28 protein-coding genes and 1 pseudogene are annotated in these 25,627 nt (G+C 75.2%); 15 read left to right on the forward strand and 14 right to left on the reverse strand.

Annotation, left to right across the window (positions count from 1 at the left end; all coding sequences use genetic code 11):
• Positions 1-69 precede the first annotated feature (69 nt).
• The 3 genes from ACFW6A_RS11780 to ACFW6A_RS11790 form a co-directional block, all read right to left on the reverse strand.
• Positions 70-558 carry a carboxymuconolactone decarboxylase family protein gene (locus ACFW6A_RS11780; protein ID WP_351852595.1) on the reverse strand — a complete coding sequence of 163 codons (489 nt, stop codon included), beginning with the start codon at positions 556-558 and terminating at the stop codon, positions 70-72.
• Positions 555-1,634: a dihydrodipicolinate reductase gene (locus ACFW6A_RS11785; RefSeq protein WP_386479896.1), complete on the reverse strand. Its 1,080-nt coding sequence runs from the start codon at positions 1,632-1,634 to the stop codon at positions 555-557. Before ACFW6A_RS11785 ends, ACFW6A_RS11780 begins: the two co-directional genes overlap by 4 nt.
• 90 nt (positions 1,635-1,724) lie before the next feature.
• Positions 1,725-2,186: a GNAT family N-acetyltransferase gene (locus tag ACFW6A_RS11790; protein WP_351852600.1), complete on the reverse strand. Its 462-nt coding sequence runs from the start codon at positions 2,184-2,186 to the stop codon at positions 1,725-1,727.
• 153 nt (positions 2,187-2,339) lie between these two features.
• Here ACFW6A_RS11790 and ACFW6A_RS11795 point away from each other — a divergent pair, with 153 nt between their 5' ends.
• Positions 2,340-3,110: a L,D-transpeptidase family protein gene (locus tag ACFW6A_RS11795; protein ID WP_351852602.1), complete on the forward strand. Its 771-nt coding sequence runs from the start codon at positions 2,340-2,342 to the stop codon at positions 3,108-3,110.
• Between the two features lie 39 nt (positions 3,111-3,149).
• Here ACFW6A_RS11795 and ACFW6A_RS11800 read toward each other — a convergent pair whose 3' ends face one another.
• Entirely contained in the window at positions 3,150-4,517 is a 1,368-nt protein-coding gene (locus tag ACFW6A_RS11800) for an NAD(P)/FAD-dependent oxidoreductase (protein WP_386640172.1), read from the reverse strand.
• Positions 4,518-4,575: 58 nt separating this feature from the next.
• On the opposite strand from ACFW6A_RS11800, the gene ACFW6A_RS11805 reads away from it, so the two are divergent.
• Together ACFW6A_RS11805 and ACFW6A_RS11810 are read left to right on the forward strand one after the other, a co-directional pair.
• Positions 4,576-6,162, forward strand: a complete 1,587-nt coding sequence (locus ACFW6A_RS11805; RefSeq protein WP_351852606.1) for a TrkA C-terminal domain-containing protein — start codon at positions 4,576-4,578, stop codon at positions 6,160-6,162.
• A 68-nt stretch (positions 6,163-6,230) separates the two neighbouring features.
• Positions 6,231-6,800 carry an NADPH-dependent FMN reductase gene (locus ACFW6A_RS11810; protein WP_351852608.1) on the forward strand — a complete coding sequence of 190 codons (570 nt, stop codon included), beginning with the start codon at positions 6,231-6,233 and terminating at the stop codon, positions 6,798-6,800.
• On the opposite strand, the gene ACFW6A_RS11815 is transcribed toward ACFW6A_RS11810, so the two are convergent.
• Together ACFW6A_RS11815 and ACFW6A_RS11820 are read right to left on the reverse strand one after the other, a co-directional pair.
• Positions 6,763-8,331: an NAD(P)/FAD-dependent oxidoreductase gene (locus ACFW6A_RS11815; protein WP_351852611.1), complete on the reverse strand. Its 1,569-nt coding sequence runs from the start codon at positions 8,329-8,331 to the stop codon at positions 6,763-6,765. The genes ACFW6A_RS11810 and ACFW6A_RS11815 overlap by 38 nt on opposite strands.
• Positions 8,332-8,422: 91 nt before the next feature.
• On the reverse strand, positions 8,423-9,013 hold the full coding sequence (locus tag ACFW6A_RS11820) for a TetR family transcriptional regulator (protein ID WP_351852613.1): 591 nt from the start codon (positions 9,011-9,013) through the stop codon (positions 8,423-8,425).
• Between the two features lie 144 nt (positions 9,014-9,157).
• On the opposite strand from ACFW6A_RS11820, the gene ACFW6A_RS11825 reads away from it, so the two are divergent.
• The 4 genes and pseudogenes from ACFW6A_RS11825 to ACFW6A_RS11840 all read left to right on the forward strand — a co-directional run bounded on the left by ACFW6A_RS11825 (position 9,158) and on the right by ACFW6A_RS11840 (position 11,175).
• The gene (locus ACFW6A_RS11825; protein ID WP_351852616.1) at positions 9,158-10,000 is read left to right on the forward strand and encodes a class I SAM-dependent methyltransferase; all 843 of its coding nucleotides are present in this window, start codon (positions 9,158-9,160) and stop codon (positions 9,998-10,000) included.
• Between the two features lie 217 nt (positions 10,001-10,217).
• Positions 10,218-10,439, forward strand: a pseudogene (locus ACFW6A_RS11830) (IS701 family transposase); the annotation flags it as partial.
• Between the two features lie 136 nt (positions 10,440-10,575).
• Positions 10,576-10,743, forward strand: coding sequence for a hypothetical protein (locus ACFW6A_RS11835; RefSeq protein ID WP_386479905.1), 168 nt, complete (start codon positions 10,576-10,578; stop codon positions 10,741-10,743).
• 48 nt (positions 10,744-10,791) lie between these two features.
• Positions 10,792-11,175 carry a hypothetical protein gene (locus ACFW6A_RS11840; protein WP_386479908.1) on the forward strand — a complete coding sequence of 128 codons (384 nt, stop codon included), beginning with the start codon at positions 10,792-10,794 and terminating at the stop codon, positions 11,173-11,175.
• A gap of 748 nt (positions 11,176-11,923) precedes the next feature.
• Here the strand turns inward: ACFW6A_RS11840 and ACFW6A_RS11845 are convergent.
• Positions 11,924-12,355 carry a winged helix-turn-helix transcriptional regulator gene (locus tag ACFW6A_RS11845; RefSeq protein WP_386479910.1) on the reverse strand — a complete coding sequence of 144 codons (432 nt, stop codon included), beginning with the start codon at positions 12,353-12,355 and terminating at the stop codon, positions 11,924-11,926.
• A gap of 96 nt (positions 12,356-12,451) precedes the next feature.
• Here ACFW6A_RS11845 and ACFW6A_RS11850 point away from each other — a divergent pair, with 96 nt between their 5' ends.
• The gene (locus ACFW6A_RS11850) at positions 12,452-12,802 is read left to right on the forward strand and encodes a DoxX family protein (protein WP_386640176.1); all 351 of its coding nucleotides are present in this window, start codon (positions 12,452-12,454) and stop codon (positions 12,800-12,802) included.
• A gap of 379 nt (positions 12,803-13,181) precedes the next feature.
• On the opposite strand, the gene ACFW6A_RS11855 is transcribed toward ACFW6A_RS11850, so the two are convergent.
• The 4 genes from ACFW6A_RS11855 to ACFW6A_RS11870 all read right to left on the reverse strand — a co-directional run bounded on the left by ACFW6A_RS11855 (position 13,182) and on the right by ACFW6A_RS11870 (position 15,812).
• A complete protein-coding gene (locus tag ACFW6A_RS11855; protein ID WP_386640179.1) occupies positions 13,182-14,372 on the reverse strand; it encodes a YncE family protein in 1,191 nt (396 codons plus the stop codon).
• Between the two features lie 178 nt (positions 14,373-14,550).
• The gene (locus ACFW6A_RS11860) at positions 14,551-14,928 is read right to left on the reverse strand and encodes a hypothetical protein (RefSeq protein ID WP_386479918.1); all 378 of its coding nucleotides are present in this window, start codon (positions 14,926-14,928) and stop codon (positions 14,551-14,553) included.
• A complete protein-coding gene (locus tag ACFW6A_RS11865) occupies positions 14,925-15,200 on the reverse strand; it encodes a DUF6980 family protein (protein ID WP_386640182.1) in 276 nt (91 codons plus the stop codon). Before ACFW6A_RS11865 ends, ACFW6A_RS11860 begins: the two co-directional genes overlap by 4 nt.
• 72 nt (positions 15,201-15,272) lie before the next feature.
• A complete protein-coding gene (locus ACFW6A_RS11870; protein WP_386640185.1) occupies positions 15,273-15,812 on the reverse strand; it encodes a hypothetical protein in 540 nt (179 codons plus the stop codon).
• A gap of 177 nt (positions 15,813-15,989) precedes the next feature.
• Between ACFW6A_RS11870 and ACFW6A_RS11875 the strand changes: the two genes are divergently transcribed.
• From ACFW6A_RS11875 to ACFW6A_RS11890, 4 genes are all read left to right on the forward strand, one after another.
• Positions 15,990-16,691 carry a ribonuclease H gene (locus ACFW6A_RS11875; RefSeq protein WP_351852635.1) on the forward strand — a complete coding sequence of 234 codons (702 nt, stop codon included), beginning with the start codon at positions 15,990-15,992 and terminating at the stop codon, positions 16,689-16,691.
• 287 nt (positions 16,692-16,978) lie between these two features.
• Positions 16,979-17,662, forward strand: coding sequence for a GNAT family protein (locus ACFW6A_RS11880; protein WP_351852637.1), 684 nt, complete (start codon positions 16,979-16,981; stop codon positions 17,660-17,662).
• Positions 17,663-17,881: 219 nt separating this feature from the next.
• Positions 17,882-19,213 carry a cation:proton antiporter gene (locus ACFW6A_RS11885; protein WP_386640188.1) on the forward strand — a complete coding sequence of 444 codons (1,332 nt, stop codon included), beginning with the start codon at positions 17,882-17,884 and terminating at the stop codon, positions 19,211-19,213.
• Between the two features lie 100 nt (positions 19,214-19,313).
• Positions 19,314-19,730 (forward strand): hypothetical protein, encoded by a 417-nt coding sequence (locus ACFW6A_RS11890; RefSeq protein WP_351852642.1) that lies wholly within the window; start codon positions 19,314-19,316, stop codon positions 19,728-19,730.
• Positions 19,731-19,766: 36 nt separating this feature from the next.
• On the opposite strand, the gene ACFW6A_RS11895 is transcribed toward ACFW6A_RS11890, so the two are convergent.
• On the reverse strand, positions 19,767-20,423 hold the full coding sequence (locus ACFW6A_RS11895) for a GAP family protein (RefSeq protein ID WP_351852643.1): 657 nt from the start codon (positions 20,421-20,423) through the stop codon (positions 19,767-19,769).
• Positions 20,424-20,496: 73 nt separating this feature from the next.
• Positions 20,497-20,715: a CsbD family protein gene (locus tag ACFW6A_RS11900; RefSeq protein WP_351852645.1), complete on the reverse strand. Its 219-nt coding sequence runs from the start codon at positions 20,713-20,715 to the stop codon at positions 20,497-20,499.
• Positions 20,716-20,867: 152 nt separating this feature from the next.
• On the opposite strand from ACFW6A_RS11900, the gene ACFW6A_RS11905 reads away from it, so the two are divergent.
• A complete protein-coding gene (locus ACFW6A_RS11905) occupies positions 20,868-21,944 on the forward strand; it encodes an enoyl-CoA hydratase/isomerase family protein (protein WP_386479939.1) in 1,077 nt (358 codons plus the stop codon).
• Here ACFW6A_RS11905 and ACFW6A_RS11910 read toward each other — a convergent pair.
• The gene (locus tag ACFW6A_RS11910) at positions 21,904-22,611 is read right to left on the reverse strand and encodes a lysophospholipid acyltransferase family protein (RefSeq protein ID WP_351852648.1); all 708 of its coding nucleotides are present in this window, start codon (positions 22,609-22,611) and stop codon (positions 21,904-21,906) included. The two genes, ACFW6A_RS11905 and ACFW6A_RS11910, sit on opposite strands and share 41 nt — an antisense overlap.
• Positions 22,612-22,805: 194 nt before the next feature.
• Between ACFW6A_RS11910 and ACFW6A_RS11915 the strand changes: the two genes are divergently transcribed.
• Both ACFW6A_RS11915 and secD read left to right on the forward strand, forming a co-directional pair.
• A complete protein-coding gene (locus ACFW6A_RS11915) occupies positions 22,806-23,183 on the forward strand; it encodes a hypothetical protein (protein WP_351852650.1) in 378 nt (125 codons plus the stop codon).
• Positions 23,184-23,312: 129 nt separating this feature from the next.
• On the forward strand, positions 23,313-25,622 hold the full coding sequence (gene secD / locus ACFW6A_RS11920) for a protein translocase subunit SecD (protein WP_386640191.1): 2,310 nt from the start codon (positions 23,313-23,315) through the stop codon (positions 25,620-25,622).
• Positions 25,623-25,627 lie beyond the last annotated feature (5 nt).

A 25,627-nucleotide genomic window follows, 5' to 3' on the forward strand; every position in this document is an offset into this window, starting at 1 on the left:
GGCCGCGCCCCGGGGGGGCGGGGGCGGGGGGGTGTCCCCCGCGCGCGGCCCCGCCCCCCGCGCCCGGGCTCAGCCCGTCGGCAGCACGCACACCTCGTCGAGCCCGAGCACCCGGTTCAGCCGCCCGAAGGCCAGCCACGACCCCAGGCTCATCGTCAGCTCCACGATCTCCGCCTGGCTGTAGTGCGCCGTCATCCGCGCCCAGAACTCCTCGTCCAGGCCGTGGTGGTCGAGCGCGTACCGCTCCGCGTACTCCGCCGCCAGCCGGGTCCGGACGTCGAAGGAGTCCGAGACCTCCGTGGTCCGCCAGGCGGCGACCACCTCGTCGAAGCCCTCCTCGACCTTCACGCCGTCCCGGTCCGTGCGCCAGTCCAGGCAGAAGCCGCAGCCGTTGATCTGCGCGATCCGCAGCCGCGCCGCCTCGAACTCGCGCAGCCCCAGGGTCGTGTGGGCGTAGACCGACAGCGAGAAGTTCGCCGCCGCCGTCCCGATCTCCGGGACCATGTCGCCCCACACGTACCCGATCGGCTCCTGCCCCTCGGGAATGTCGATGATCACCGTGCGCTCCTTCCCAGCCTGCCCACCGCCGGGCGCATCGGCACGTCCAGCGCGTCGTACAGCCCCGGCTCCGCCGCCGCCAGCCAGTCGATCGCCCCGACCAGGCGCCCGACCGCCGTCGCGTTCCCGCCGGCCGCGCGGTTCTCGTCCTCGTCGGTGGCGGTCACCGTCACCTCGATGCGCGGCCGGCCCTCGACGATCACCCGGTGCGCCCCGGCGCCGTCCGGCGGCACCGGCCAGTCCGGCGCGCAGGACGGATGGATCCGGGTCACGTGCTCGATCACGATCCGCGGTTCGCCGCCGACGATCCCCTGGACCTCGAAGCGGACCGCGCCCTGCGTGCCCGCCTCGAAGACGCCCATCGTCCGGGTCTTCACCGTCGTCTCCAGCGGACGGCGGTCCACCGTCTCGCGGATCTCCTCCACCTCGGCGCCGAGCGCCCGCGCCATCAGCCGAATCTGCCCGCCCCACACCATCGTCGGGACGGACGGGAAGAGCATCGGCGGCTCGTGGTCGAGCGGCTTGCCCATCCCGATCAGCTCGCGCACGGAGAACTCCTGCTCGTACGTCGAGTAGTCGAAGACCTCCTGGCAGCGGACCGCGTCCACGGTCGTGCCCAGGCCGCTGACGAGCAGCGGCAGCACGTCGTTGCCCCAGCCCGGGTCCACCCCGGACGCGAAGAGCGACCCGCCGCCCTCGGCCACCGCCGCGAGCACCGGGTCGCGGAACTCCGGAGGCGCGTTCCGCGGGTCGTACAGCGGGTAGAGCGACGGCGTCACCACCACCGCGCCCGCCGCGACCGCCCGCACCACGTCCTCCAGGGCCCCGTCGGGCCGCACGTCGCCGGAGGCCGCGTACACCACGGCCCCCGGCCGGGCCCCGAGCACGGCCCCGACGTCGTCCGTCGCGGCCACGCCGAGGTCGTGCCCGAGCCCGGCGAGCGCCCCCGCGTCCCGGCCGACCTTCGCCGGGTCGGAGACGAGGACCGCCGCCAGTTCGAGCCCGGGATGGGCGTCCACGGCCCGGATGGCCGCCCGCCCGACATTTCCGGTTCCCCACACCACCGTCCGTATCATGCGCGGAGGGTAGCGCCGGGGGACCGAGGTTCCCAGACCCGCGGCAGCACGATCTGACGCGACGTCAGATCACTTCTCCCGTACGGGAGGTCAGGCCAGCCGCAGGGCCACGAACGGGATCGTGTCGCCCGGCAGGACGTACCGCTCCACCTCCGTGAACCCCCGCGCCAGCGCGAACCGCAGCCCCTCCCCGTTCGACGCCAGCACCACCGTCTCCACCCCCTCCTCGCTCAGCGTCCGCGCGTGCGCCAGCCCCCGCTCGTACAGCGCCGTCCCGAACCCCCGCCGCCGGTACTCCGGCAGGATCCGCGCGATCACCGTCGCCGCCGGCGTCTCCCCGTCCGGCGGCCGGACCGTCGAACAGCCCACCGCCACCCCGCCCAGGTACGCCACCTCCAGCCGGTTGCGCCCCGCCCGCTCCCGCACCTCGTCCTCCGACAGCACCGCCGTCGGGATGATCGCGTTGTGGACCGCCCGCCAGTCGGCCAGCTCCCGCCCGCCCTCCGCCGCGACCACCCGCAGCGGCTCCCCGTACCCCTCGACATCGCTCATCCCGACACCCCACCCCACCCGCCGGCCGCCGGTCAACCGCATTCCGGACCCGTCCGCTGCGCCGTACGGGTGGGCCGCCGCAGCCCCGCGCGCCGCCGCCCGCCGAACGGGTACGGATCGCTCCACTGCCCCCGGCCAGGAGGATGTCTTCCCATGCCCGCCTTCGTCCGCAAGGGCGCCCCCGCGCTGCTCGGCGCCGGCACCCTGTGCGCGGCCCTGCTGCTCGCCGCCTGCGCGCACCCCGCCCCCACCGTCCCGCCGACCGCCCCCGCCGCGGCCCCCGCCGCGAAGAGCCCCGCAGGCGAGACCGCCGACGCCCGCCCCCGCCCCGCCCCGCGCATCCCCGGCATCGGCCCCCTCACCCAGGCCCGCGTCCCCGACGGCACCACCCAGGCGCTCGTCGTCAGCGGACCCACCGCCGACAGCAACACCGCCACCGCCGTCCTCCACCGGCGCGCCCCCGACAGCCGCTGGTACGAGGCCGGCGGCCCCTGGCCCGCCCACAACGCCCTCAAGGGCTGGACCGCCGACCACTGGGCCGGCGACCTGCGCACCCCCACCGGCGTCTACCGCATCGGCGACGCCGGCGGCCGGCTCCCCGACCCCGGCGCCCGCCTCCCCTACGACGAGGACCCCGAGTTCGCCATCAGCGGCACCGGCTTCCGCGGCGAACCCCTCGAAGGCTCCTTCGACCACGTCATCGCCATCGACTACAACCGCGTCCCCGGCCGCACCCCGCTCGACAAGGAGCGCCCGCTCGGCACGGAGCGGGGCGGCGGCGTCTGGATCCACGTCGACCACGGCGGCCCCACCCAGGCGTGCGTCGCCCTCCACCGCGACGACCTGCGCGCCCTGCTCCTCGCCCTCGACCCGGCCGCCGAACCCGTCGTCGTCATGGGACCGGCCCCCGAACTCGCCCGCTGAGCGGGGAGCCGGGGGCCGGTCCGGGCCCGTGGAGCGGACTCAGCCGACCGCTCCACGGAACGCCCCGGTGTGCAGCCGGGTCTGCTCCTGCGTCAGGTACGCGTCCGTGTACTCGAAGTCCCGCAGCGTCCCCGCCTTCGAGGCCAGGAAGCCGGTCCGCACGTAGTCGTCCCCGGCCACCGCGTTCAGCAGCCAGTTCGTCATCACCCGGGTCTTCGCCACGTTCGTCCGCAGCGCCGCCCAGTGGTAGCCGCGCGCCACCGCCTGCGCCGCGGGCCCGTGCAGCTCCACGCCCAGCGGCTTCGACACCCCGTCCATCCCGCCCAGGTCCACCACCAGACCCAGGTCCTTGTGGGTGTACGGCCGCAGGGACTCGCCGCGCAGGGTCGCCACCAGGTTGTCGGCGAGCGCCCTGCCCTGCCGCATCGCGTGCTGCGCCGTCGGCGGGCAGATCGCGCCCTCCTCGCCCTTCGCCAGGTCCGGCACGGCCGCCGCGTCGCCCAGCGCCCACACCCCGTCGAGGCCCGGCACGTTCATCTCCGGCGTCGCCACCAGCCGGCCGCGCACGGTCTCCGCGCCGACCGTGCCGACCAGCGGGCTCGCCGCCACGCCGGCCGTCCAGATCAGGGTGCGGCACGGCAGCACCCGGCCGTCCGTCAGGGTGACCGTCTCGTCGTCCACCGAGGCCACCGACACCCCCAGCGAGACCTGGATGCCCCGCTTGGTCAGGATGTCCATCGCGGCCGCGCCCAGCTTGTCGCCCAGCTCGGGCATCAGCCGGGGCGCGATGTCCACCAGGTGCCACTTGATCAGGGCCGGGTCGAGCCGGGGGTAGCGCTTGACCGCGTTGTGGGTGAGCAGCTGGAGGCAGGCCGCCGTCTCGGTGCCCGCGTAGCCGCCGCCGACCACCACGAACTGGAGCCGGGCCTCCCGCTCGGCATCGTCGTCGCTGGCGTCCGCGAGGTCGAGCTGGGCGATCACGTGGTCCCGGACGTAGACCGCCTCCGCCAGGGTCTTCATGCCCCGCGCGTGGTCGGCCAGCCCCGGGATGTCGAAGGTGCGCGTCACGCTGCCGGGCGCGAGCACCAGATGGTCGTAGGGCTCCACCTCGTACTCCCCGGAGATGGTCCGGAGCACCACCGCCTTGGCCGCCGTGTCCACGCCCACCGCGCCGCCCGGCACGATCCGCGTGCGGTGCTTCTGGCTGCGCCGCAGGGACAGGGCCACCGACTGCGGCGTCAGGACGCCGGCCGCCACCTGGGGGAGGAGGGGGAGGTAGAGCTGGTACGAGAAGGGCGAGAGCAGCGTGATCTGCGCCTCCCGCTCCGTCAGCCGCCGTTCGAGCCGCTTCACACAGCCCACGCCGGCGAAACCGGCGCCCACCACGAGGATCCTCGGTCGCGTCACGTCGTCCGCCCTTCCGTATGAGCGTGCAAAGTGCCCTCCGTTGTGTCTGCATAGGGCCATGTGGCAATTTTTCGCTGATTATCCGTGGTTCACCCTTTTTATCGTCATTGCGGTGGGCTCGCTCCTCGGCATGGTCCGCTTCGGGCCCGTGAAGCTCGGCGCGGCCGGGGTCCTCTTCGCCGGACTCCTGGTCGGAGCCCTGGACCCGGACGTGGGTCCGGCCGTCCCCGCGGGCCTCTCCGTGTTCGGCCTCGCGCTGTACGTCTACACGGTGGGCCTGGAGGCGGGACCGGCCTTCTTCCGCGAGCTGCGGCCCCAGGTCGCCGTGATGCTCGGCGCGGTCGCCGCACTCGTCCTCACCGCCCTCGCCATCGGTCTCGTCGGCAACGGGATCCTCGACATCCCCGGCCCCTTCCTCGCCGGCGGTTACGCGGGCATCGGCACCACCACTCCCGGCCTGGCCGCCGCCCAGGCCGCGTCCGACGACCCCACCCAGGCGGCCACCGGCTATGCCATCGGCTACCCCCTGGCCGTCGTTCTCACCATCCTTTTCGTCGCGGCCGTCGCCGCCGCACGGAACTGGCCCGGCCGCCGCGACCCCGGCACCGGCCTCCCCGACCGGCTCGTCAGCCGTACGGTCGACGTCACCCGCCCCGCACGCTGGGCCGACGTCCCCGGCACCGCCTCCGGGCAGCTCCTCGCCAGCGCCCACCGGCCCGTCGGCTCCACCGTCCGCATCGTCACCGGCGACGACCCCGGACCGCTGGCCCCCGGCGACCGGCTCGTGCTCGTCGGCGGCCCCGAGGCGGTCGCCGCCGGCATCGCCGCCCTCGGCACCGAGGCGCCCGAGCACCTGCTCTACCACCGCGACGTCGTCGACTACCGCCGCATCCTCCTCACCAACCCCGACCTCGCCGCCCGCACCGTCGCCGAACTCGGCCTCGGCGAGCGCTACGGCGCCCGCGCCACCCGGGTCCGCCGGGGCGACCAGGACCTCCTCGCCCACGACGACCTGCTGCTCCAGCTCGACGACCGGGTCCGCGTCGCCATGCCCCGCGAGCGCACCGCCGAGGTCACCGCCTACCTCGGCGACACCGAGGCCCGGGTCAGCGAGGTCAGCGCCGTCAGCATGGGCCTCGGCCTCGCCGCCGGCTTCCTCCTCGGCATCCCCCGGCTCACGATCGGCTCCACGGTCCTCTCCCTCGGCACCGCCGCCGGCCCCCTCGTCATGGCCATGGTCCTCGGCAGGCTCCGCCGCACCGGCCCCCTCGTCTGGGTCCTGCCGACCCGCGCCAACCTGACCCTGCGCCAGATCGGCCTGCTCGTCTTCCTCGCCTGCGTCGGCCTCACCTCCGGCTACGCCTTCCGCCGCGACGCCTTCTCGGTCTTCGGCCTCAAGCTCCTCGCCGTGCTCGCGGGCGCCGCGGTCCTCAGCTACGCCCTGATGGTCCTGGTCTGCCGCCTCCTTGGCCAGAGCCGCCCCCGCACGATGGGCCTGCTCGCCGGCTACGTCGGCAACCCCGCCATCACCGCGTACGCCAACGGCCGCGTCTCCGACGACCGGGTGAACACCGGCTACGCCACCCTCTTCGCCCTCGCCATCCTGGTGAAGATCGTCTGCATCCAGCTGATCGTCGGCCTCTGACACCGGGCGGCCGGGCCGGACCCGGGTTACGTTGCCCGAGGACCCCGCACGGAAGGCGGCACGCACCCATGACCACGTACCAGGTCGGCTACTTCGTCGGCAGTCTCTCGACGAAGTCCATCAACCGGATCCTCTCCCGGGCCCTCATCAGGGTCGCCCCGCCGGGGCTCGAGTTCCGGGAGATCCCCATCAAGGACCTCCCGCTCTACAACCACGACTTCGACGCCGACTACCCGCCGGAGGGCAGGGCCCTCAAGGAGGCCATCGCCTCGGTGGACGCCGTCCTCTTCGTCACCCCGGAGTACAACCGCTCCATCCCCGGCGGCCTGAAGAACGCCATCGACTGGGCCAGCCGCCCCTGGGGCACCAACTCCTTCACCCACAAGCCGTCCGCGGTCATCGGCGCCTCGCCCGGCAAGATCGGCACCGCGGTGGCCCAGCAGAGCCTCCGCTCCGTCCTCAGCTTCTGTAACTCCCCGCAGATGAACGCCCCCGAGGCGTACATCCAGTTCACGCCGGGCCTCTTCTCGGACGACGGCGAGGTCACCGACCCGACGACCCAGCAGTTCCTCTCGGACTTCATGGAGGACTTCAAGTCCTTCATCGAGCGCGTCCTGACGGTCCTGCCCCGGAGCTAGACCGTCCTCCTCGCGTCCCCGGCCGGGCCGCGCGGGCGGTGGCGCGGCCGAAGCGCAGCTCCGGATCGACGACGCCGCCCGCGCGCAGCAGCCTGACGTCGGCGCGGTAGTCCGCCGAGGTCCGCCAGGGCCCCCGGTCGCCCTGGCGGGGGAGCCGGTCGGCGGCGCGCCGGACGTAGCCCGCCCCGAAGTCGAGGAGCGGGCGGGTCGGCATGGCGGGGTCCGCCGGCTCGGGACGGCAGAGGTCCAGGCCGTGGGCGTCCATGTGCCGGAGCAGCCGGCAGAAGTGCTCGCCGACCAGGCCGACCTTCAGCGTCCAGGACGCGTGGGTGTAGCCGAGGGCGAAGGCCAGGTTCGGTACCCCGGACAGCAGCAGCCCCTTGAAGGCGACGGTGTCCGCCGGGCGCACCGGGGTTCCGTCGACGGTGAGATCGATGCCACCCAGGACCTGGACGTCCAGGCCGGTGGCCGTGACGATGACGTCCGCCTCGACGTGACGGCCCGACCCGAGGGCCACGCCGGTCTCGGTGAAGGCGGCGATCCGGTCGGTCACCACCGTCGCCCTGCCCTCCCGGACCGCCCGGAACAGGTCCCCGTCGGGCGCGGTGCACAGGCGCTGGTCCCAGGGGTCGTACGGCGGGGCGAAGTGTTCGTGGACCGGGTAGCCGGGCGGCAGCTGCCGTGCGTTGAGCCACCGGATCAGCCGGCGGGCCGCCCCCGGCCACCGCCGGCAGAACCGGAAGAAGGCGGTCTGCAGGCGGATGTTCTTCCACCGGACCAGCGCGTGCCCGCGCGCGTCGCCGAAGCACGCGCGCAGGGCGCCGGCGATCGCGTCGCGCCTGTTCACCGGCAGGACGTACGTCGGCGTGCGCTGCACCATCGTCACGTGCGCGGCCGAGCCGGCCAGCGCCGGCACCAGGGTGACGGCGGTGGCGCCGCTGCCGATCACCAGCACCCTCCTGCCCGCGTGGTCGAGGTCGTCCGGCCAGTGCTGCGGGTGCACGACCGTGCCGCGGAACCGCTCGCGGCCCTCGAAGCGGGGGGTGTGGCCCTCGTCGTACCGGTAGTAGCCGCTCGCGGCGAACAGCCAGCCGCACGTCAGCGTGACCCGCTCGCCCGTGTCGGTCCGCTCCGCCTCGACGGTCCAGCGGGCCCGCTCGCTCGACCAGGAGGCGGACCGCACCCGGTGCCGGTAGCGGATGGCCTCCTCCAGCCCGTGCTCGGCCGCCGCCTCCCGCAGGTAGTCGCGGATCAGGGACCCGTCGGCGAGGGCCCGGCCGTCCCGCCACGGCTTGAACGCGTAGCCGAGGGTGTGCGGGTCCGAATCGGACCGGACCCCGGGGTAGCGGAACAGGTCCCAGGTGCCGCCGAGACCGGCCCGTGCCTCCAGCACCGCGAAGCTCTTGCCCGGCAGCTCCCTGCGCAGGTGACAGGCGATGCCGATGCCGGAGATCCCGGCGCCCACGACGAGGACGTCCACGTGCTCGGCGCCGGCCGCCGGTCCGGCCGCCGCCGGAAGTGAGGAGATCATTCCGCAACCCTCCGCGAAGCCGCCCCCCGCACGCCAGTGCGGAAGGCGACACAAAGACGGGGCGCCGGCGCAGGACGCCCCACACATCGCCTCAGCCTTCCGGCCCCACCAGGGCGGTCACCAGGCGGCGGACCGCCGGGCGGGGGTCGGGGGAGCCGGGCCAGGCGGTCATCAGGAGGTGGTGGCCGGCGCCGACGAGGGCGAGGGCCGCGGCGGCGGGGTCCAGGGCGGCGGGGGCGCGGCCGAGGCGGCGTTCGGCCTCCAGGTAGGCGGCGACGGCCTCCTCGATCGCGGCGAAGCCCGGCGCCCCGGCCGCCAGGGCCTCGCGGACGCGGAGCGCGGCGGCGGGGCGGGCCAGGGCGAGACCGGAGACCGCGGGGCCACCGGAGTCGAAGAGGGCCAGGACGACGGCGTCGAGGTTCCCGGCGACCGTGCCCTGCCCGACGAGCCCGGCCAGGGCCCCCGCCTTCGCCGCCGTACGGGCGAAGCGGTCGAGGCACAGCTCGGCCACGAACTCGTCGAAGCCCGCGAAGTGCGCGTGCAGCAGCCCCTTGGCGCAGCCCGCCTCGGTCGTCACGGCCCGGCTGGTGAGCGCCCCCGGCCCGTCCCTCTCCACGACCCGCTCGGCCGCAGCGAACAGCAGTTCGCGCACGTCCGGCGTCGCCACTCCGCGCGGTGACATGAGCCCGTCGCCCCTTTCCTCGTCCGTCCCGGCATCCGACTGCCTGGATCGTAAACGGGATTGCCGGAATGGGCGTACGCCCATACTGTGGGGCGCACGGGAATGGGCACCCGCCCATTCTCGCCCGCCGCCAGGGAGGCGACCGTGACGGTCATCGTCAACACCGAGCAGGACCAGGCCTGGAACGGCCCCGAGGGCACCCACTGGGCCCGTCACCAGGACCGCTGGAACGCCGTCAACGACGGCTTCAACACCCCGCTCCTCGACGCCGCCGGCATCGGCGGGGCCCACCGCACCCTCGACGTCGGCTGCGGCGCCGGGCGGACCACCCGGCTCGCCGCGCTCCGCGCCCCGCACGGACACGCGCTCGGCCTCGACCTCTCGGCCCCCATGCTCGCCGAGGCCCGCGCCCGGGCGGCCGCCGAAGGCGTCGGCAACGCCGTCTTCACCCGGGGCGACGCCCAGACGCACCCCTTCGGGGAAGGCGCCCACGACGCGGCGATCAGCCGCTACGGCGCCATGTTCTTCACCGACCCCGAGGCGGCCTTCGGCAACATCCGCCGCGCCCTGCGCCCCGGCGGCCGGCTCGCCCTCGTCTGCCCGTCCGACCCCGCGCTCAACGACTGGGTGACCGCCCTGACCTCCCTGCGCGGCATCCTCCCCGTCGGCGACTTCGGCCGCCCGGGCCTCCCCGGCATGTTCTCCCTCGCCGCACCCGACCGCGTCCGCGCCGTCCTCACCGCCGCCGGGTTCACGCGGATCGCCGTCGAAGAGGTGCGCGCCCACGGCACCTGGGGCCGGGACGCCGACGACGCGGCCGACTTCCTGCTCGCCACCGGCCCCGGCCGCCACCTGATGGAGCGGGCCGACGCCCCCACCAGGACCCGGGCCCGCACCGCCCTCACCGACCACCTCCGCCCCCACGAAACGCCCGACGGCACGGTCCGCCTGCTCAGCACGGCCTGGCTGGTGACGGCGACCCGCTGACCCCCGCCGGACCGGACCGGGCGCCGGCAGGGCTTCGTCACGTGGGGCGATCCTGCCTGGTGGTGGACATCTTCCGGTCGTGAGGCCGGGGGAGGTGGAACGGCTCCGGGGCGAGGCGATCGGGCCGGAGGGGCGGGCGACCGACGACGGGTCGTTCCCCCAGCGCGGCACCGCTTCGGTCGGGGCGGCCCGGCAGTACCGCGGAGCTCCCGGGAACTCGGACCCGCCCGCCACCACACCGGTCGCCGACCTGGTCCGCTCGGCGAGGACGCGCCGGCGGATCGAGCACGACTGCCGCGAGCTCAAGCACGGCCTCGGGCCGGACCCTTTCGGGGGCCGCACCCGGCGCGGTCGGCACCACCACGTCCCCCTCGGCACCGCCGCCCAGGCCTTCCTCACCCTGCGGCGTCTCGTTCCCCGAGCCCACACGCCGGCCTGACCCCCCACCAGGTCATCGACACCCCCCAGGACCTCCCGCAGTGCCGGACCGGCACCCGTACCACCTGCGGCCCACCCCTACCCCGCAACAGAACCGGGCGAAGAGCCCGACGAAGCACTACCAGTAGCCTGCGGCCATGCCCGATCCCGTCCCCTTCGCCCTGCCCACCCGCTTCGACGGCGCCCCCGACCGTGTCGCAGTCGTCGTTCCAGGCGTCGGCTACTCGCCCGCCAGGCCGCTGCTGCACTTCGCTCGTGGCGTGCTCCTCCAGCACGGATGGACGGTTCAGGAGCTGTGGTGGTAGATCCCGGACGACTTCTCGCAGTTCACCGAGGCCGACCGGATCGCCTGGGTGGAGCGTCAGGTCACCCCGGCCGTCGACGCCGAGGGAGGGGCCTGCCGCCTCCTTGTCGGCAAGTCCTTGGGCTCTCTCGCCAGCGGCATCGCAGCCGAGCGGAACATCGCAGCGGCCTGGCTCACTCCTGTCCTGACCGTCGACCATGTGGCCCGTGCCCTCCGGCGAGCCCAAGCGCCGACCCTCCTCATCGGCGGCAGCGCCGACAAGCTGTGGGACTCACGGATCGCCGAGTCCCTGCGACATGACGTCCTGGAAGTTCCCTCAGCGGATCACGCACTGGAACTCGCGGACGACGCCACGGGATCCGTCGACGTACTGCGGCAAGTCGTCTCACGGCTGGACCGCTTCATCGGCGCTCTCGGCCACGAGGAACCATGAGAAGAGATCGCCCGGACAGGCTCTGGTCACGCAGGGGCCGACGAAGCAGTGGGCGGGATGGGTGCGGTCAGCACCTGCGATGCCACCACGCCGACTCCGGGTCTTCCGCCGGCTCGTGATGCGTGCGCCCGAGGAGCACCGCGTCCAGGCGCTCGACCCGTACCCGAAGCTCGCCGGCGGCCCTCGGCGGAAGCGTGAACAGAGCGTCCTGCAGCTTGTCCCGGGCCCAACCCCCGCCGCGGCAGAAGCAGGTGAACTCCTCCTCCCACGGCCTCCACCGGCGCCTCGTGCCGTGGACGCACACGGACCACACGCTCAGCGCCGCCGCCACGATGCCCGGACACGATCGCTCCCGTTCGAACACGTGGATGGCCGCGTTCGCCGCTCCCGACAGGCCCGGGACATCGCGATACCGCAACCAGGGGCTACGCCGGCCGCGCCCCCGAGGCCGAAGCGAAGCCGGTGGTCTACGAGGCACGGCCCCTTCGAGGACAAGTCACGGACGACAGCCTCCCCCAACCCGAGACCGGCCGGACAGCAGAGAGGCTGTGATCTGCTCGTCCGCGTGATCGAGCGGTCCTCCTCCCCCTCCCTTTCCAGCCGGCCGGACTGCCGTTCGCTGAGCCGAGGCAGCGACTGCGGTCCCTTCGACCCCAAGGCAGCCGAACCTCTCTGGCGCCAGGCGCGGTGCCACCGCTCCACCGACCGCACGGTGACCCGAAGGCCGGCCGCGATCGCCTTCTGCTGATCAGAAACGGCTCGGATTCTCACCCGCACGAGGGGCCTTCACCGGGGTCGCCCGGTCCGCCTCGATGGCCCTGGCCGCCTCGGCCGCTTCCCGGAAGGTGAGGACAGCCTCGCCGTTCTCCCGCGCCCATGCGGTGAGCATCCTGATGGGCTCCTCCAGGGTTCGCCCGAGATCGGTCAGGCCGTACTCCACGCGCGGCGGCGCCTCTGCGTACGCGTGCCGCTCGACGAGCCCGTTGGCCTGGAGGCGGCGCAACGTCTGGGTCAGTACCTTGCGCGAAATGCCGCCGCTCAGCTCGACCAGCTCGCCGTGGCGCAACGGGCCTTCGGTCAGCGCGAAGAGCGTGACCATGGACCACTTGCTGGCGATGATCTCCATGGCCAGGAGAGCGGGACAGTCGGCGAGGAAGGCGATCCCGGGTCGCAGGCTCATGCCCCGAAGGTTACCTGGAGGTACCTGGTGGCCGCCTATCGTCGTCGAGGTGCGCACGCCTCCCTACTCGCATCTCGCACGATTGAGGTTTCAGCCATGTTCGTCTCCCTCGCCGTCGTCACCGTGTTCATGTCGGCGCTGCTCCTGGTGTCGGCCGGAGCCAAGTCGCTGCGCACGCGGCACATCACCGAGCAGATGTCCACCCTCGGAGTGCCGCAGAGCATGATGGCTTTCCTGATCGGGGCTCAGATCGCGGGCGCTGCCGGTGTGATAGCCGGACTCTGGTGGGGGCCCGTCGGAATCGCCGCCGCGATCGGCCTGACGCTCTATTTCGCCGGGGCGGTCGCCTTCCACCTGCGCGTCGGCGACCACAAGGGCGCGTCTCCGGCGGTGATCCTCACCATGGCCTCCGTCGCCCTCCTCGTGCTGCGTACTGCCACCCTCTGACGGCGGGCAGCCGGTCTCCGATGAGGACGGCCACCGTTGATCATCGTGAGGTGCGTCGACAAACGAAGATCAGCCGGTGGCCGTGGGGCACGGTGTGGATCCTGCTCGGTGGCCATCGGTGGCCACCGGTGCGCGAGGGCCTGACGGGCAAGGCGGCGGGCCGGTTCGCCCGGGGGGAACCCCGCCGCCGCGCAAGGGTGTTCGTGCCGGGGCTGCTCGCGGACCCGCCGGGGAAGGACTGCTGGACGACCGCCGGGCACGCCGCCGTCGACCGCCGCCTCTGCATCCCGCGGGTCCTGGCGAGTTCGTGCACGGCAGGTGCGATGACCGAGCCCCGCCGAGCGCCTCGGCGTCTCACCGCTCACCGTGCACGAGCCCGTCAGGGGAAGACGACGACGCCCAGCGGCCGCGAGCCCGCCGCGAGGCGCTTCACCTCGCCCGAGTCGAGGTCGACGACGCTGATGCCGTCCCAGTACCCGTCCCGGGTGAAGCCGCCCGTCACGTAGGCGGTCCGGCCGTCCTCCGACACGGCGACGTCCTCGTGCGGCCCGTCGAGCGGGTAGACCCGCTCGACGCCCTCGGGCGACCGGACGGTCAGCGACGGCCCCCGGTCCTCGCTCGGGTCGATCGGCCCGGTGCCGACGGCGTACAGAGTCCCGTCCGCGGTCACCGCGGCCCCGTGCTGGTGGGTGTTCGCCGTCATGTCCTCGATCTCGACCCGGCCGGTGGCCGGGTCCACGACGGCGAGCCGCTCGCCCTCGAAGGGCAGCAGCAGCTTCCCGTCCGAGGGGCGCACGGCGGTGTAGTGCGGCTTCAGCCAGGACCCGAGCCCGCCCTCGGTGCCGTACGGGGCGACCTCGACGCGCCGGGTGTCCAGCGAGCCCGCGTCGACGACGGTCACGTCGAAGGAGTCGTGGTTCGTCGCGTACACGGCGGAGCCGTCCCGGCTCACGTCCACGTCGAACGGGCGGCGCCCCACGCCGACCGCGTCCACGACCTTCGCGGACGCGGTGTCGATCACCTCCAGGGTGCCGTTCCCGCCGGGCACGTTCACCCCCACGTACACCCGCTTCCCGTCGGGCGACAGTGCGATGCCCATGCCGCCGCCCCGGTACTCGCCGGTCGTCACCGGGCCGGTGTCCGTCCGGTACGGGACGAGGGCCACGCGCTCGCGGGCGGCCGTGTCGACGACGGCGACGCCCTCGGCGGTCGCGACCCAGGCCCGCCCGTCCTTCCCGAGCGCGAGCCCGTACGGCGCGGTGCCCACCTTCACGGAGCCGGTCGCTCCGCGCGCGGGATCGACGAAGGTCACCGTGTCCGACCCGAAGTCGCTGACGAGCAGGGTCCCGGCCGCGGGCTTCGCGGCGGACTCTCCGCCGGGATCCGCCGTCCCGGCGGAGGGCGGGGGAGTGACGGTGACGGCGGGGGCGGGAGCCGTGCCCGCGGACCGGTCCGGCGCGGCGGCGGGAGCCCCGTCGGCCGCCTGGGCGCATCCGGACAGCAGGACCCCGGCGACGGCCGCGGGCAACAGGACGCGAGCGGTACGGGACGTGCGGCGGATCTTCGTCATCTCGGGCTCCTCGGCTACGGGACAGGAGGAGGGCACCGCGCGGACCCGGCCCCTCCCGTACCCCCGATCCTCCGGCCTCCGGGCCCGCGACCCCCTCGCCCGCCCGTCCACCGCCCCCGCCCCCTCCGGTGGACCCGGGGGTCCACCGATCGGATGACCCGAGGCGCGGGCGGGGCCGTCAGCGGTACCGGGTCCTGCCGCCGGCGTCGGGCAGCTCGTCCTCGAAGCCGCACCTGACGGCGGCCCGGTACCCCATGCTCCACAGGGCCCGCAGCACCGTCGCCACCGCCTCGACCACCTCGGCGGGCGTCGCGCGGAGGGACGTCTCGCCTTCGAGGACGGCCGGCCACCGGAGGAAGTCGTACGGGTCGGCACGGTCCCCCGTCCGAGGGCCGTTGTCCACGCCCGTCATCCAGAGCGGGCCGACGATCAGATCGTGCCGCGCGGTGACGGGGCCCTCGACGCCGCCCAGGGCCGTCCGGAGCCGGCCGGCGACGGTCTGCGGGTCGGGCGCGTCGACGAAGACGTCGAAGGACGCGTACGGGCCCTCGGTCACGCGCGGCTCCCTGCCCCGGTCCCCGCGCCCCGGCAACCGTCCTCGTGCGCGGACGGCACGTCGTCCTCCCACGGGTCCGGGCCGAGCCGCTCGGTCTCCTCGCACCACCGGTCGCGCTGCGACGCGGGGAGCCGCCCGCCGCGCCACGGGCGGTGGGCGGTGCCGGCGCCCGGCCGGCCGCCGCCCTGGACGACGAGGCGTGCTCCTGGAAGCTGGGACCTGGGACGACGAGCGCGCCCGGACACTCCTACGCGTCGGCGTGCACACGGCACTGGTGCTCCACCCGCGCGCGTCGCCTCGTGGCAGTGGCTCGCCGTCGGACCCCTCCCTCCTCGGGAACCGGCTCAGCCGCCCTGCGGCAGCGAGCGCATCGCGACGATGCCGGCGTGCCCGCCCGGGCCGCCCTGGCCGGGGACCGGACCGGGGCCCTGGAGGCCCGCCGGACCGGGCAGCGCGGCGGGACCCGCCATGCCGGGCTGGCCGGGCATCGGCTGCCCGGGCAGCGCCGGCAGGCCCTGCCCCGGCATCCCCGGCTGGCCCTGGCCCTGGGGCGCCATGCCCGGCTGCCCCTGCATCCCGGGCTGCCCCATCGGCGGCCGGCCCTGCATGCCCGGCTGGCCCTGCATCCCGGGCTGACCGAGCATCCCCGGCTGACCCTGCATCGGCTGGCCCGGCATCCCGGGCCGGCCCATCGGCGGCTGGCCCTGCATGCCCGTCGGCGCTCCGACCCCCATCGGCTGCTGCGGCGCGGGCGCGGGAAGCTTGATGTAACGGCTCAGGTCCCGCAGCACCTCCTCCGCGGTCTGGCGCACGTCACCGGGCACGTCCCCTCGCTCCCGTATGAGCTGGGCGTAGATCGGTGCGGTGCCGTCCGCGTGGTTCATGGAGTCCGTCGCTTCCTGTCAGCTGGGTCGGTGCCGCCACCGGCGGGCAGACGGCGAGTCTACGGGGAACCACCGACACCCCGTGGCGCGGGGAGCGTGCCGCCACCCGGCCGGGGGACCCCCCGGCAGGCCCTCCGGCGGCCCGGAGCACACCCCCGCCCGTGTCAGGATCGAAGGATGCTGGAGAAGATCATCGCCGCCTGCGACGGCGCGTCCAAGGGAAATCCCGGCCCCGCCGCCTGGGCCTGGGTCATCGGCCGGGAGGACGGCACGGTCGAGCGCTGGGAGGCGGGCCCGCTCGGCCGCGCCACCAACAACGTGGCCGAACTCACTGCCCTGGAACGGCTCCTGGAGACCCTGGACCCCGCGGTCCCCGCGGAGATCCGGATGGACTCGCAGTACGCCATGAAGGCCGTCACCACCTGGCTCCCGGGCTGGCGCCGCAAGGGCTGGAAGACCGCCGCCGGGACCCCGGTCGCCAACAAGGACCTCGTCGTCCGGATCGACGCCCTGCTCACCGGCCGGGACGTCGACTTCGTCTACACCCCCGCGCACCGGACCGACGGCGACCCCCTCAACGACGCCGCCGACCGGGCCGCCAGCCACAGCGCCCGGACCCAGGAGCCCCTGGGCTCGGAGGCCGGCTCCGCCCTCCCCGACCCCGAGCCCGCCACCGCGCGCGCCTCCGCCCCCCGCACGCCCCGGACGCGCTCCTCCGCGCCGGGCGGGGCCGCCGGGTCAGGTGCCCGCAGGAGTCGCCCGTCCGGCGGCACGCTGAAGGCCAAGTTTCCGGGCCGCTGCCGCTGCGGGCGTGCCTATGACAAGGGGGAGAGCATCAGCAAGAACGCGGAGGGCTGGGGGCATCCCACCTGCGTCTGAGCACGGAGGCAGTCCGAGGGGCGGGCACCGCTGTCCGCCCCCTGAGACCGCTTCTCCGGCTCCTCCGGCAGGCTTCACCCGCCCGTGGATCCGGGTTCTCCCGGGGTTCTGTTCTCAGAGCTGTTGTGGCTGCATACTGTTCCTCCTCGCACCCGGTGACGAACCGTTTTGCCTGCTCATCCGACGTCTTTCGACGTGACTCGGCACCCGGCGAGACTCCCCCCTTCACTTCCGGCGCACAGCGTCGTGACGGAAGTGACCCCTGCCCGTGAAAGACCCGAGGTTCCGTGCCAGTACCTGTTCTCCTGACCGGGCGCTCCGTGCGCCTGGAGCCGCTGGCGATGCGGCACGCCGAAGCCCTTGCGCGGGCCGGCGAGGCGGACCGATCGGCCTATGCCTTCACTCCCGTGCCGAACGGCCTGGAATCCGCACTCGACTACATCGCCCGCGCCCTGGCCGAACAGGCCGCCGGGCGCAGTCTGCCCTTCGCCCTCGTCAGTACTGCCGACGACCGGGTGATCGGCTCCACCCGCTTCCTGGAACTCGACTACTGGCGGGGGCCGCTCGTCTGGCCCCCGACCCCCGGCCACCCCCACGGGGATCCGCTCACCGCGATCCCCGACGCCGCCGAGATCGGGAACACCTGGATCTCGGGCGACGCCCGGGGCACCGGCATCAACACCGAGGCGAAGCTGCTCATGCTCCGCCACGCCTTCGACACCTGGGGCGTCCGCCGGATCACCCTCCGCGCCGACGCCCGCAACACCCGCTCGCGCGTCGCCATCGAACGCCTCGGCGCCACCTGCGAGGGCATCCGCAGGGCGCACTCGCGCGGCCTCGACGGCGCCGTCCGGGACACGGCCTTCTACTCGATCCTCGACGAGGAGTGGCCCACCGTCCGGGACATCATCGAGCTGCGCCTGAGCACCCCCCGCCGGAGCCGGGTCCTCCAGGACCTCCTCCCGGCCTGAACCGCCCGGCGCCGCCTGACCTGCGGGCGGCGCCCCGCGGTGGTTCCATGGAAGTGACGGGAAGGACTCCGCGTGAGGACACGGAGTAGCGGTCCCCGAGGGCCGCGCACCGTGCAATCAGGATCCGCGAGAAGCGGGTGAGTCCTTCCCGCCCCCTCCTTCGGCCCCGTCGGCCCGTCCGCCGGCGGTGACGCCGGGGCGGGCGAGGGAGGCGGTCCGATGAGCGGTGGCGCGTGGACGGTGCTGGCCGTGGCGGGCGTCACCGCCGCGTACGCCCTCGGCTCGCGGCGCCTGGCGTCCACGCCCGTCTCGTCCGCGCTCGTCTTCACCGGCTGCGGCGTCCTCCTCGGCCCCGTCGCCCTCGGCGTGATCGGCCTCGACGAGGCGGGACCGATCACGGCCCTGCTGGAAGCGGCCCTGACGCTGGTGCTGTTCACCGACGCCATGACCGTCCGCCGCCGCGACCTCACCCGGGGCGGGTTCCTGCCCCGGCGCCTGCTCGGCATCGGACTCCTGCTCAGCATCGCGGCCGGCTGGCTGCTGGCCTGGCCGCTGCTGCCCGGACTCACCGTCTGGGAACTCGCACTGGTCGGCGTCGTCCTGGCGCCCACCGACGCCGCCCTGGGCAAGACGGCCATCTCCGACCCGCGCGTCCCGCCGCTCGTCCGGCAGGGCCTGAACGTGGAGAGCGGCCTCAACGACGGCATGGTGCTGCCGTTCTTCGTCGTCCTGCTCGCCGCCGTCCCCGGCACCTCGTACGCCGCCGAGGGCGTGGCCGGCACCTTCTGGCGCTCCCTGCTGCTGAGCACCGTCCTCGGCCTGCTCGTCGGCGGCGTCGCCGGCCGGCTGCTCCAGGCGGCCCGCGCCCGCGGCTGGGTCACCCGGGAGTGGCGCCACGTCTACGTCCTCGCCGTCGCCGCCGCCTCCTACGAACTGGCCGTCGTCGCCGACGGCAGCGGCTTCATCGCCGCCTGGGTCGCCGGGTTCGCCTTCGGACACGCGCTCCGCAACGTCCCCGCGACCCCGCCCGGCACCCCCGCGGCGGCCCGCGGCGAGGACCCGGACACCACCCCCGAACTCGCCGAGGACCTCGGCGGCCTCCTCGCCTCGGTCGGCCTGCTCCTCTTCGGCGCCGTCCTGCTCGGCCCCGCCCTGGAGCACCTCACCTGGCAGATCGTCCTCTACGCCCTGCTCAGCCTCACCGCCGTCCGGCTCCTCCCCGTCGCCCTCTCCCTGCTCGGCAGCGGCCTGCGCGCCCCGACGGTCCTGTACGTCGGCTGGTTCGGGCCCCGCGGCCTCGCCTCGGTCGTCCTCGGCCTCCTCGTGGCGGAGGAACACGTCGCCGGCACCGAGCTGATCGGCCGCGTCGTCGCCGTCACCGTCGCGTTCAGCGTCCTCCTGCACGGCGCCTCCGCCCCGGCCCTCGCGGGCGCGTACGGCGCCTGGTACCGCAGGGCCGCCGCCTCCCACGAGGGCTTCCAGGAGTCCGGCGAGGTCCCCGCGGGAGGCGGCCGGCGCCGGCGGGGCCACCACGGCGACCCCGCCTCCTGACCCCGTCCCCGCTGCGCCGTCCGGCCGTCGGGACGACCATGGAGGCAAGCGCGGGTACCGGGCGGGTCCGGAACCCGGCCGAGCGAAAGCGAGGACCGGCATGGCCACCACGCACACCCCCCACCGGACGGACGGCACGAGCCGGCTGTGGGCGGGAGGACTGACCGTCTTCGCCGCCGTCATGCTGGGCATCACCGGCCTCGTCGGCGTCTTCCGGGGCATCATGGCGATCGCGGAGGACGAGGTGTTCCTCACGACGCCCAACTACGTCTTCCAGTGGGACCTGACCGGATGGGGCTGGGTCCACCTCGTCGCCGGAGCCGTGGCGCTCGTCGTGAGCTTCGGCCTGTACAAGGTGTCGACGTGGGCGCGGGTGGCCGGCGTGGCCATCGCCGCCCTCGTCATCGTCGTCAACTTCCTGTCCCTGCCCTACTACCCGGCCTGGTCGATCCTGATGATCGCCATGTCCGGCTTCGTCATCTGGGCCCTGTGCGTCGTCAGGCCCGACGACGTCTAGCCGCCCGGCGTCCGTGCGAGGAGCCCGCCCCGCCGCCTACGCCAGCTGGTAGAGACTGCGGCTGACCAGCCACAGCCCCAGCAGCAGGCAGAGGCCGACGACGGCGGGCTCCTTGTGCCGCCGCAGCCATCCGTGCAGGCCCATCAGGGCCCTCCCGGACGGCTCGGGCGCGAAGACCATGGACAGCTCCATCGTCAGCAGACTGGACGTCGCCACCAGGCAGAAGCCCGCCAGGGCCACCACGGAGGCCGTGTCGGAGAGATCGGCCTGCACGACGGTGGCGGCCGCGGCGCCGACCATCCCCCACGGCTGGAGGAGCACGGCGAGGGCCGCCGCGGACCAGAGGGAGGCGCCCTGCCGCGCGGACGCCGGCGCCTCCTCCGGCCGCTTCGCACCGTTCCCGCCCCGCCGGAACCGGCGCCAGCGGAGCACGCCGTAGACCACCAGACCGGCCCCGATGACCAGCGAGGCCCAGAGCGCCGCGACGGACGGCGGGGAGCGCGGCGCGGGCGGCTCGCCTCCGGTGAGCAGGAGCACCAGCGTGATCACCAGCACCAGGCACGCCACCCAGGCCAGGATGAAGACCAGCCCCTTGCGCACGCCGCGCGGCGAGGCCAGCACCAGCGCGAAGGCCATGACGGGCAGCGGGAACAAGGTCACCGCCAGTCCGATCAGCAGCAGGTCAAGCGCCATCGCGACACCACCCGTCCCCGCTCGCCGGCCGTCCCCGGCCCGGTTCCTCCGTACCCACGCACGGCGGCGGCCGTCAGGAACGGTGCCGGCCGAGCGAGTCCCTGACGCCACGGGCGCGTTCACGGAGGCTCCTCACCGCCCCGCGCACCTTCGCCCTCGCCTGGTCGGTCCTGCCCTCGGCCTCCAGCCGCTCGTCGCCGGTCAGCCTCCCGGCGAGCTCCTTGGCCCGGCCCCTGGCCCTCTCGACCTCGTGCCTGGCCTTCTCCCTGGCCCTGTCGACGCCGCCGCTCATGCCCGCGCTCCCTCCTCGACACCGGCCCCGTCCTCCACGCTAGGCCGGAGCCGCCCCCCGCGCCCGTCGGCCCCGGACCCGGAAGCCGGGAGCCCCGCCGGTAGCGTGGGCGGCGACACAGTGCCGTGCCAGGGAAGGACCGAGTGATCGCCGTGCCCGCCGAACACCCCGCCGACGCCGCCCCCGCCGCCCCGGACACGGACGTCCTGCGCCGCGTCGAAGGCCGGGCCGGGTTCCTCACCCTCGACCGGCCCCGGGCGATCAACGCGCTCACCCACCCCATGGTCCGCGCCCTCGACGCCGCCCTCACCGCCTGGGAGCACGACCCGGCCGTCACCACCGTCGTCCTGCGCGGCGCGGGGGAGCGGGGCCTGTGCGCCGGCGGCGACATCCGCGCCATCCACGACGACGCCCGCGCCGGCGGCACCGCCACCGCCGCCTTCTGGCGCGACGAGTACCGCCTCAACGCCCGGATCGCCCGCTACCCCAAGCCGTACGTCGCCTTCATGGACGGCATCGTCATGGGCGGCGGCGTCGGCGTCTCCGCCCACGGCTCCGTCCGCGTCGTCACCGAACGCTCCCTGATCGCGATGCCCGAGACCGGCATCGGCTTCGTCCCCGACGTCGGCGGCACCTGGCTCCTCGGCCGCGCCCCCGGCGAACTCGGCACCCACCTCGCCCTCACCGGCGGCCGGATCGGCGCCGCCGACGCCCTCCTCACCGGCCTCGCCGACCACCACGTCCCCGCCGCAGCGCTCGACGCCCTCGCCGCCGACCTCACCCGCCTCCCCGCCGACGAGGCCCTGGCCCGGCACGCCACCGCCCCCGCCCCCGGCGTCCTCGCCGAGCAGCGCGCGTGGATCGACGCCTGCTACGCCGCCCCCACCGTCGAGGAGATCGTCGACCGGCTCTTCGACACCGGCGTCCCCGCCGCCAAGGAGACCGCCACCACCCTCCTCGCCAAGTCGCCGACCGCCCTCAAGGCCACCCTCGCCGTGCTGCGCGCGGCCCGCGCCCTCGACGGCCTCGAAGCCGCCCTCGACCTGGAGTACCGCGCCTCCTGCGCCGCCCTCACCAGCCACGACCTCGTCGAGGGCATCCGCGCCCAGGTCGTCGACAAGGACCGCAACCCGCGCTGGGAGCCGGCCGCCCTCGCCGCCGTCACCGACGCCGACGTGGCCCGCTACCTCACGCCCCCGCCCGGCGGCGACCTCGGCCTCGCCGGCTGACCGGCTCCGCCCCGGCGGCCGGCTCGCCCAGCGCCAGCGCCGCCGTCCGCCACGCCTCCGTGACGGCCCCGTGCGCCAGCGCCGTCGCGGCCGGCACGTCCGCCGGAAGCCGCAGCGGCGCCCCGATGTGCACGTGCAGGCACGGGCGCCGCAGCGGGGCCGTCAGCACCCCCGCGATCTGCTTCGCCGTCCCGCCCGAGGTGATCCGCCGCGCCCCCGCCTGCCCGACCGGCACCACGGGCGCGCCCGTCGCCCCCGCGAGCCGCGCCAGCCCGGTGCGGAACTCCTCCGGCGGCGCCTCCGAGGACTCCCGGCGCGGCGGGATCCGCCCCTCCGCGTAGAGCATCACGGGACGCCCCGAGGCGAGCGCCACCGCCGCCCGGTCGAGCGCGGCCGAGGCGTGCGCGGTGTTCCGGTGCACGGGCACGTACCCGTCCCGCGACAGCGCCCGCCCGAGCCCCGGCACCCGCCACAGGCCGGCCGCCGCGAGCAGCACCGGCTCCACGGCCAGCCGCCGCCGCAGCGCGGCGAGCACCAGCGCCGGGTCGGCGAGCGAGGTGTGGTTGACGACGATGATGGTGCCCGGCTCGATCCGGGCGCCGGGGTCCGCGGTCACGGTCAGCCGTCCGAAGAGCGGTACGAGACGCGAGGCGAGACGACTGAGCACGGGCGGATCCTCCACCTTCGGGAACCGGACGACGGGAGCCCGCCCATCGTCGGCCGGAGCCACCGCCTCCGGCATGGGCGCCCGTACTCACCCGGTACTCAATCCGCCCGCCCCGCCCACCTGGTGTCCCGCCCCCGCCGTCCCCCGTCTAGGCTGGCCCGACGCGGTGTCACGACGGAGAGCGGGGGTGGACGGTGCACGTCACGCGGCCGGTCCCCGCCCGCGCGCTCGCGCGGCTCCTCCCGGTGCTCCTCTACGCGCTCTGCGCGTTCCTCGTGGCGCCCGCGCCGGGCACCGCCGTCTCCCCGACGGCCGTCGTCGCCGGGCCCGCGGCGGGGCACGCCGCGCCCGACACCCACGTGTCGGCCACCGAGACGGCCGAACCGGCCGCCGTCGTCGAGCAGTCCGTGCGCTTCCCGGCACCGCCCGTCGCGCCCCCGGCCGTACGGACTCCGGACCCCGCCCCCGCACGCGGGCGCGTGGCCGGGGACCCGCGCCGCGAACGCGCGCCGCCCGGCCTCCCGTACCACCCCAGGGCCCCCCGGGGCCCACCCTCCACCCGGCACAGCTGACGCCGTTCCACCGCGCCGCCGTCCGGGCCCCCGGCATGCCCGCAACCCGGCCACGCGCGCGTACCCCAGCCGTTCCGGCACGGACCGCCCGCCCGTCGCGCACGTCCGTGCACCGCCCGTGGAGGACCCATGCCCCCGTCCGCCGTGCTCCGGCGCGCGCTCCTCGCGCTCGCCGTCGTCGCACTCGCCCTCTGGACCGCCCTCACCACCTCGCCCCGCCTCGGACTCGACCTCCGGGGCGGCACCCGGATCGTCCTGGAGACCCGGGACGCCCCCGGGCTCCGCGCCGACGCGGAGGCCACCGACCGCGCCCTCGAAGTGCTCCGCAAGCGGGTCGACGGCCTCGGCGTGGCCGAACCCTCGCTCGCCCGCTCCGGCGAGAACCGGATCGTCGTCGAACTCCCCGGCCTGCGCGACCCGCGCGAGGCCGCCGAGGTCATCGGCCGCACCGCCCAGCTCACCGTCCACGCCGTCACCGGCGCGGCCGCCGCGGCATCCGACGGCCCCGCCGCCGACGGCACCCGCGTCCTCGCCGACCCGGACGCCGCCCCCGGCTCCGGCGGCTTCCTCGCCCTCGCCGCGCCCGCCCTCACCGGCGACGGCGTGAAGAGCGCCGACGCCGTCCTCGACACCGCCACCGGCCGCGGCTGGACCGTCGACCTCGCCTTCCGCGACGGCGCCGCCGCCGACTGGGCCCGCCTCACCGGCGCAGCCGCCTGCGCCCCGCCCGGCGACCACGCCCGGCGCGTCGCGATCGTCCTCGACGACCGGATCGTCTCCGCCCCCGCCATGCAGACCGGCGTGCCCTGCGGCATCGGCATCACCGGCGGCGCCACCCAGATCACCGGCGGCTTCTCCGCGGCGGAGGCCCGCGACCTCGCCGCCCTCGTCGAGGGCGGCGCGCTGCCCGTCCCCGTCACCACCGTCGAACAGAGCACCGTCGGCCCGACCCTCGGCGCCGAGGCCATCCGCGCCAGCGCGCTGGCCGCCGTCATCGGCCTCGCCTGCACGGGCCTCTTCGTCATCGCCGTCTACCGGCTCCTCGGCCTCCTCGCCACGATCGCCCTGCTCCTGTACGGACTGATCTCCTACGCGGCCGTCGTCGCGCTCGGCGCCACCCTCACCCTCCCCGGCCTCGCCGGCTTCGTCCTCGCGGTCGGCATCGCCGTCGACGCCAACGTCCTCGTCTTCGAACGGGCCAGGGAGGAGTACGCGGCCCTCGGCCGCGCCGCCGTCACCCGCGATCCGCGCCGCCCGCTCGCCGCCGCCTTCGGCAAGGCGTGGAGCGCCGTCGCCGACTCGAACGTCACCACGCTCCTCGCCGCCGGCCTCCTCTTCGCCTTCGCGACCGGACCCGTGAAGGGCTTCGGCGTGACCCTCGCCATCGGCGTCCTCGCCTCGATGGTCACCGCCATGGTGATCACCCGGCTGCTCGCCGACGCGGCCCTCGCCCTGCCCGCCGTGCGCCGCAGGCCCGCCCTCACCGGCATGGCCGGCCTCGGCCGGCTGCGGACCCGGCTGAACCGCCGCGCCCCCCGGCTGATGGCCCGCCGGCGCCGCTGGTTCACCGTCAGCACCGCGCTGCTGCTGCTCGCGCTGGCCGGGATCGGCGTGCGGGGCGTGCAGCTGGGCGTCGAGTTCACCGGCGGCCGGGACGTCCAGTACACCGCGGCGAGCCCGGTCGACGCCGACGCGGCCCGCGCCGCGGTCGCCGCGGCCGGCTTCCCCGACGCCGTCGTCCAGACCACCGGCGACGACGGCCGGGACGTCACCGTCCGGGTGGGGGAGACCGGCGACGCCGCCCACGCCCGCATCACCGAGGCCCTCACGGAGGCGGCGGGCCCCGTCACGGTCGAACGCGACGACCTCGTCGGCCCCAGCCTGGGCGGCGAACTCCGCACCCACGCGCTCCTCGCGCTCGGCCTCGCCGTCGCCGCCCAGCTGGTCTACCTCTCGGTCCGCTTCCGCTGGACGTACGCGGCGGCGGCCGTCGCCGCGATGGTCCAGGACGTGCTGCTCGTCGTCGGCCTCTTCGCCTGGCTCGGCAAGCCGGTGGACAGCGTCTTCCTGGCGGCGCTGCTGACCGTCGTCGGCTACTCGGTCAACGACTCGGTCGTCGTCCTCGACCGGCTGCGGGAACTGCGCCGCACGGGCTCCCGCCTCCCGCTCGCGGACCTGGCCGACCGGGCGGTCGCCCAGACCCTGCCGCGCACGGTCAACACCGGCATGGGCGCCCTCTTCGTCCTCGCCGCCCTGGCCGTCCTCGGCGGGGACACCCTCACGGACTTCTCCGTGGCGCTCCTGGCCGGCGTGGTCCTGGGCATGGCCTCCACGGTCTTCACCGCCCTCCCCCTCACCGTCACCCTGGAGACCCGCACCCCGCCCCCCGCCGCCCCGGTGAGGCCCCGGACGGCCAACCCCACCGGCGCGGTCGTCTGACGCCC

The organism is Streptomyces sp. NPDC058758, from assembly GCF_042746075.1.
Taxonomy (GTDB): Bacteria; Actinomycetota; Actinomycetes; order Streptomycetales; family Streptomycetaceae; genus Streptomyces.

Excerpts from the sequence above, each read along its gene's own strand:
- ACFW6A_RS11785 (WP_386479896.1), bottom strand. The coding sequence starts at position 1,634 with ATGATACGGACGGTGGTGTGGGGAACCGGAAATGTCGGGCGGGCGGCC.
- ACFW6A_RS11790 (WP_351852600.1), bottom strand. The coding sequence starts at position 2,186 with ATGAGCGATGTCGAGGGGTACGGGGAGCCGCTGCGGGTGGTCGCGGCG.
- ACFW6A_RS11795 (WP_351852602.1), top strand. The coding sequence starts at position 2,340 with ATGCCCGCCTTCGTCCGCAAGGGCGCCCCCGCGCTGCTCGGCGCCGGC.
- ACFW6A_RS11805 (WP_351852606.1), top strand. The coding sequence starts at position 4,576 with ATGTGGCAATTTTTCGCTGATTATCCGTGGTTCACCCTTTTTATCGTC.
- ACFW6A_RS11810 (WP_351852608.1), top strand. The coding sequence starts at position 6,231 with ATGACCACGTACCAGGTCGGCTACTTCGTCGGCAGTCTCTCGACGAAG.
- ACFW6A_RS11815 (WP_351852611.1), bottom strand. The coding sequence starts at position 8,331 with ATGATCTCCTCACTTCCGGCGGCGGCCGGACCGGCGGCCGGCGCCGAG.
- ACFW6A_RS11820 (WP_351852613.1), bottom strand. The coding sequence starts at position 9,013 with ATGTCACCGCGCGGAGTGGCGACGCCGGACGTGCGCGAACTGCTGTTC.
- ACFW6A_RS11835 (WP_386479905.1), top strand. The coding sequence starts at position 10,576 with ATGCCCGATCCCGTCCCCTTCGCCCTGCCCACCCGCTTCGACGGCGCC.
- ACFW6A_RS11845 (WP_386479910.1), bottom strand. The coding sequence starts at position 12,355 with ATGAGCCTGCGACCCGGGATCGCCTTCCTCGCCGACTGTCCCGCTCTC.
- ACFW6A_RS11850 (WP_386640176.1), top strand. The coding sequence starts at position 12,452 with ATGTTCGTCTCCCTCGCCGTCGTCACCGTGTTCATGTCGGCGCTGCTC.
- ACFW6A_RS11855 (WP_386640179.1), bottom strand. The coding sequence starts at position 14,372 with ATGACGAAGATCCGCCGCACGTCCCGTACCGCTCGCGTCCTGTTGCCC.
- ACFW6A_RS11870 (WP_386640185.1), bottom strand. The coding sequence starts at position 15,812 with ATGAACCACGCGGACGGCACCGCACCGATCTACGCCCAGCTCATACGG.
- ACFW6A_RS11875 (WP_351852635.1), top strand. The coding sequence starts at position 15,990 with ATGCTGGAGAAGATCATCGCCGCCTGCGACGGCGCGTCCAAGGGAAAT.
- ACFW6A_RS11885 (WP_386640188.1), top strand. The coding sequence starts at position 17,882 with ATGAGCGGTGGCGCGTGGACGGTGCTGGCCGTGGCGGGCGTCACCGCC.
- ACFW6A_RS11890 (WP_351852642.1), top strand. The coding sequence starts at position 19,314 with ATGGCCACCACGCACACCCCCCACCGGACGGACGGCACGAGCCGGCTG.
- ACFW6A_RS11895 (WP_351852643.1), bottom strand. The coding sequence starts at position 20,423 with ATGGCGCTTGACCTGCTGCTGATCGGACTGGCGGTGACCTTGTTCCCG.
- ACFW6A_RS11900 (WP_351852645.1), bottom strand. The coding sequence starts at position 20,715 with ATGAGCGGCGGCGTCGACAGGGCCAGGGAGAAGGCCAGGCACGAGGTC.
- secD (WP_386640191.1), top strand. The coding sequence starts at position 23,313 with ATGCCCCCGTCCGCCGTGCTCCGGCGCGCGCTCCTCGCGCTCGCCGTC.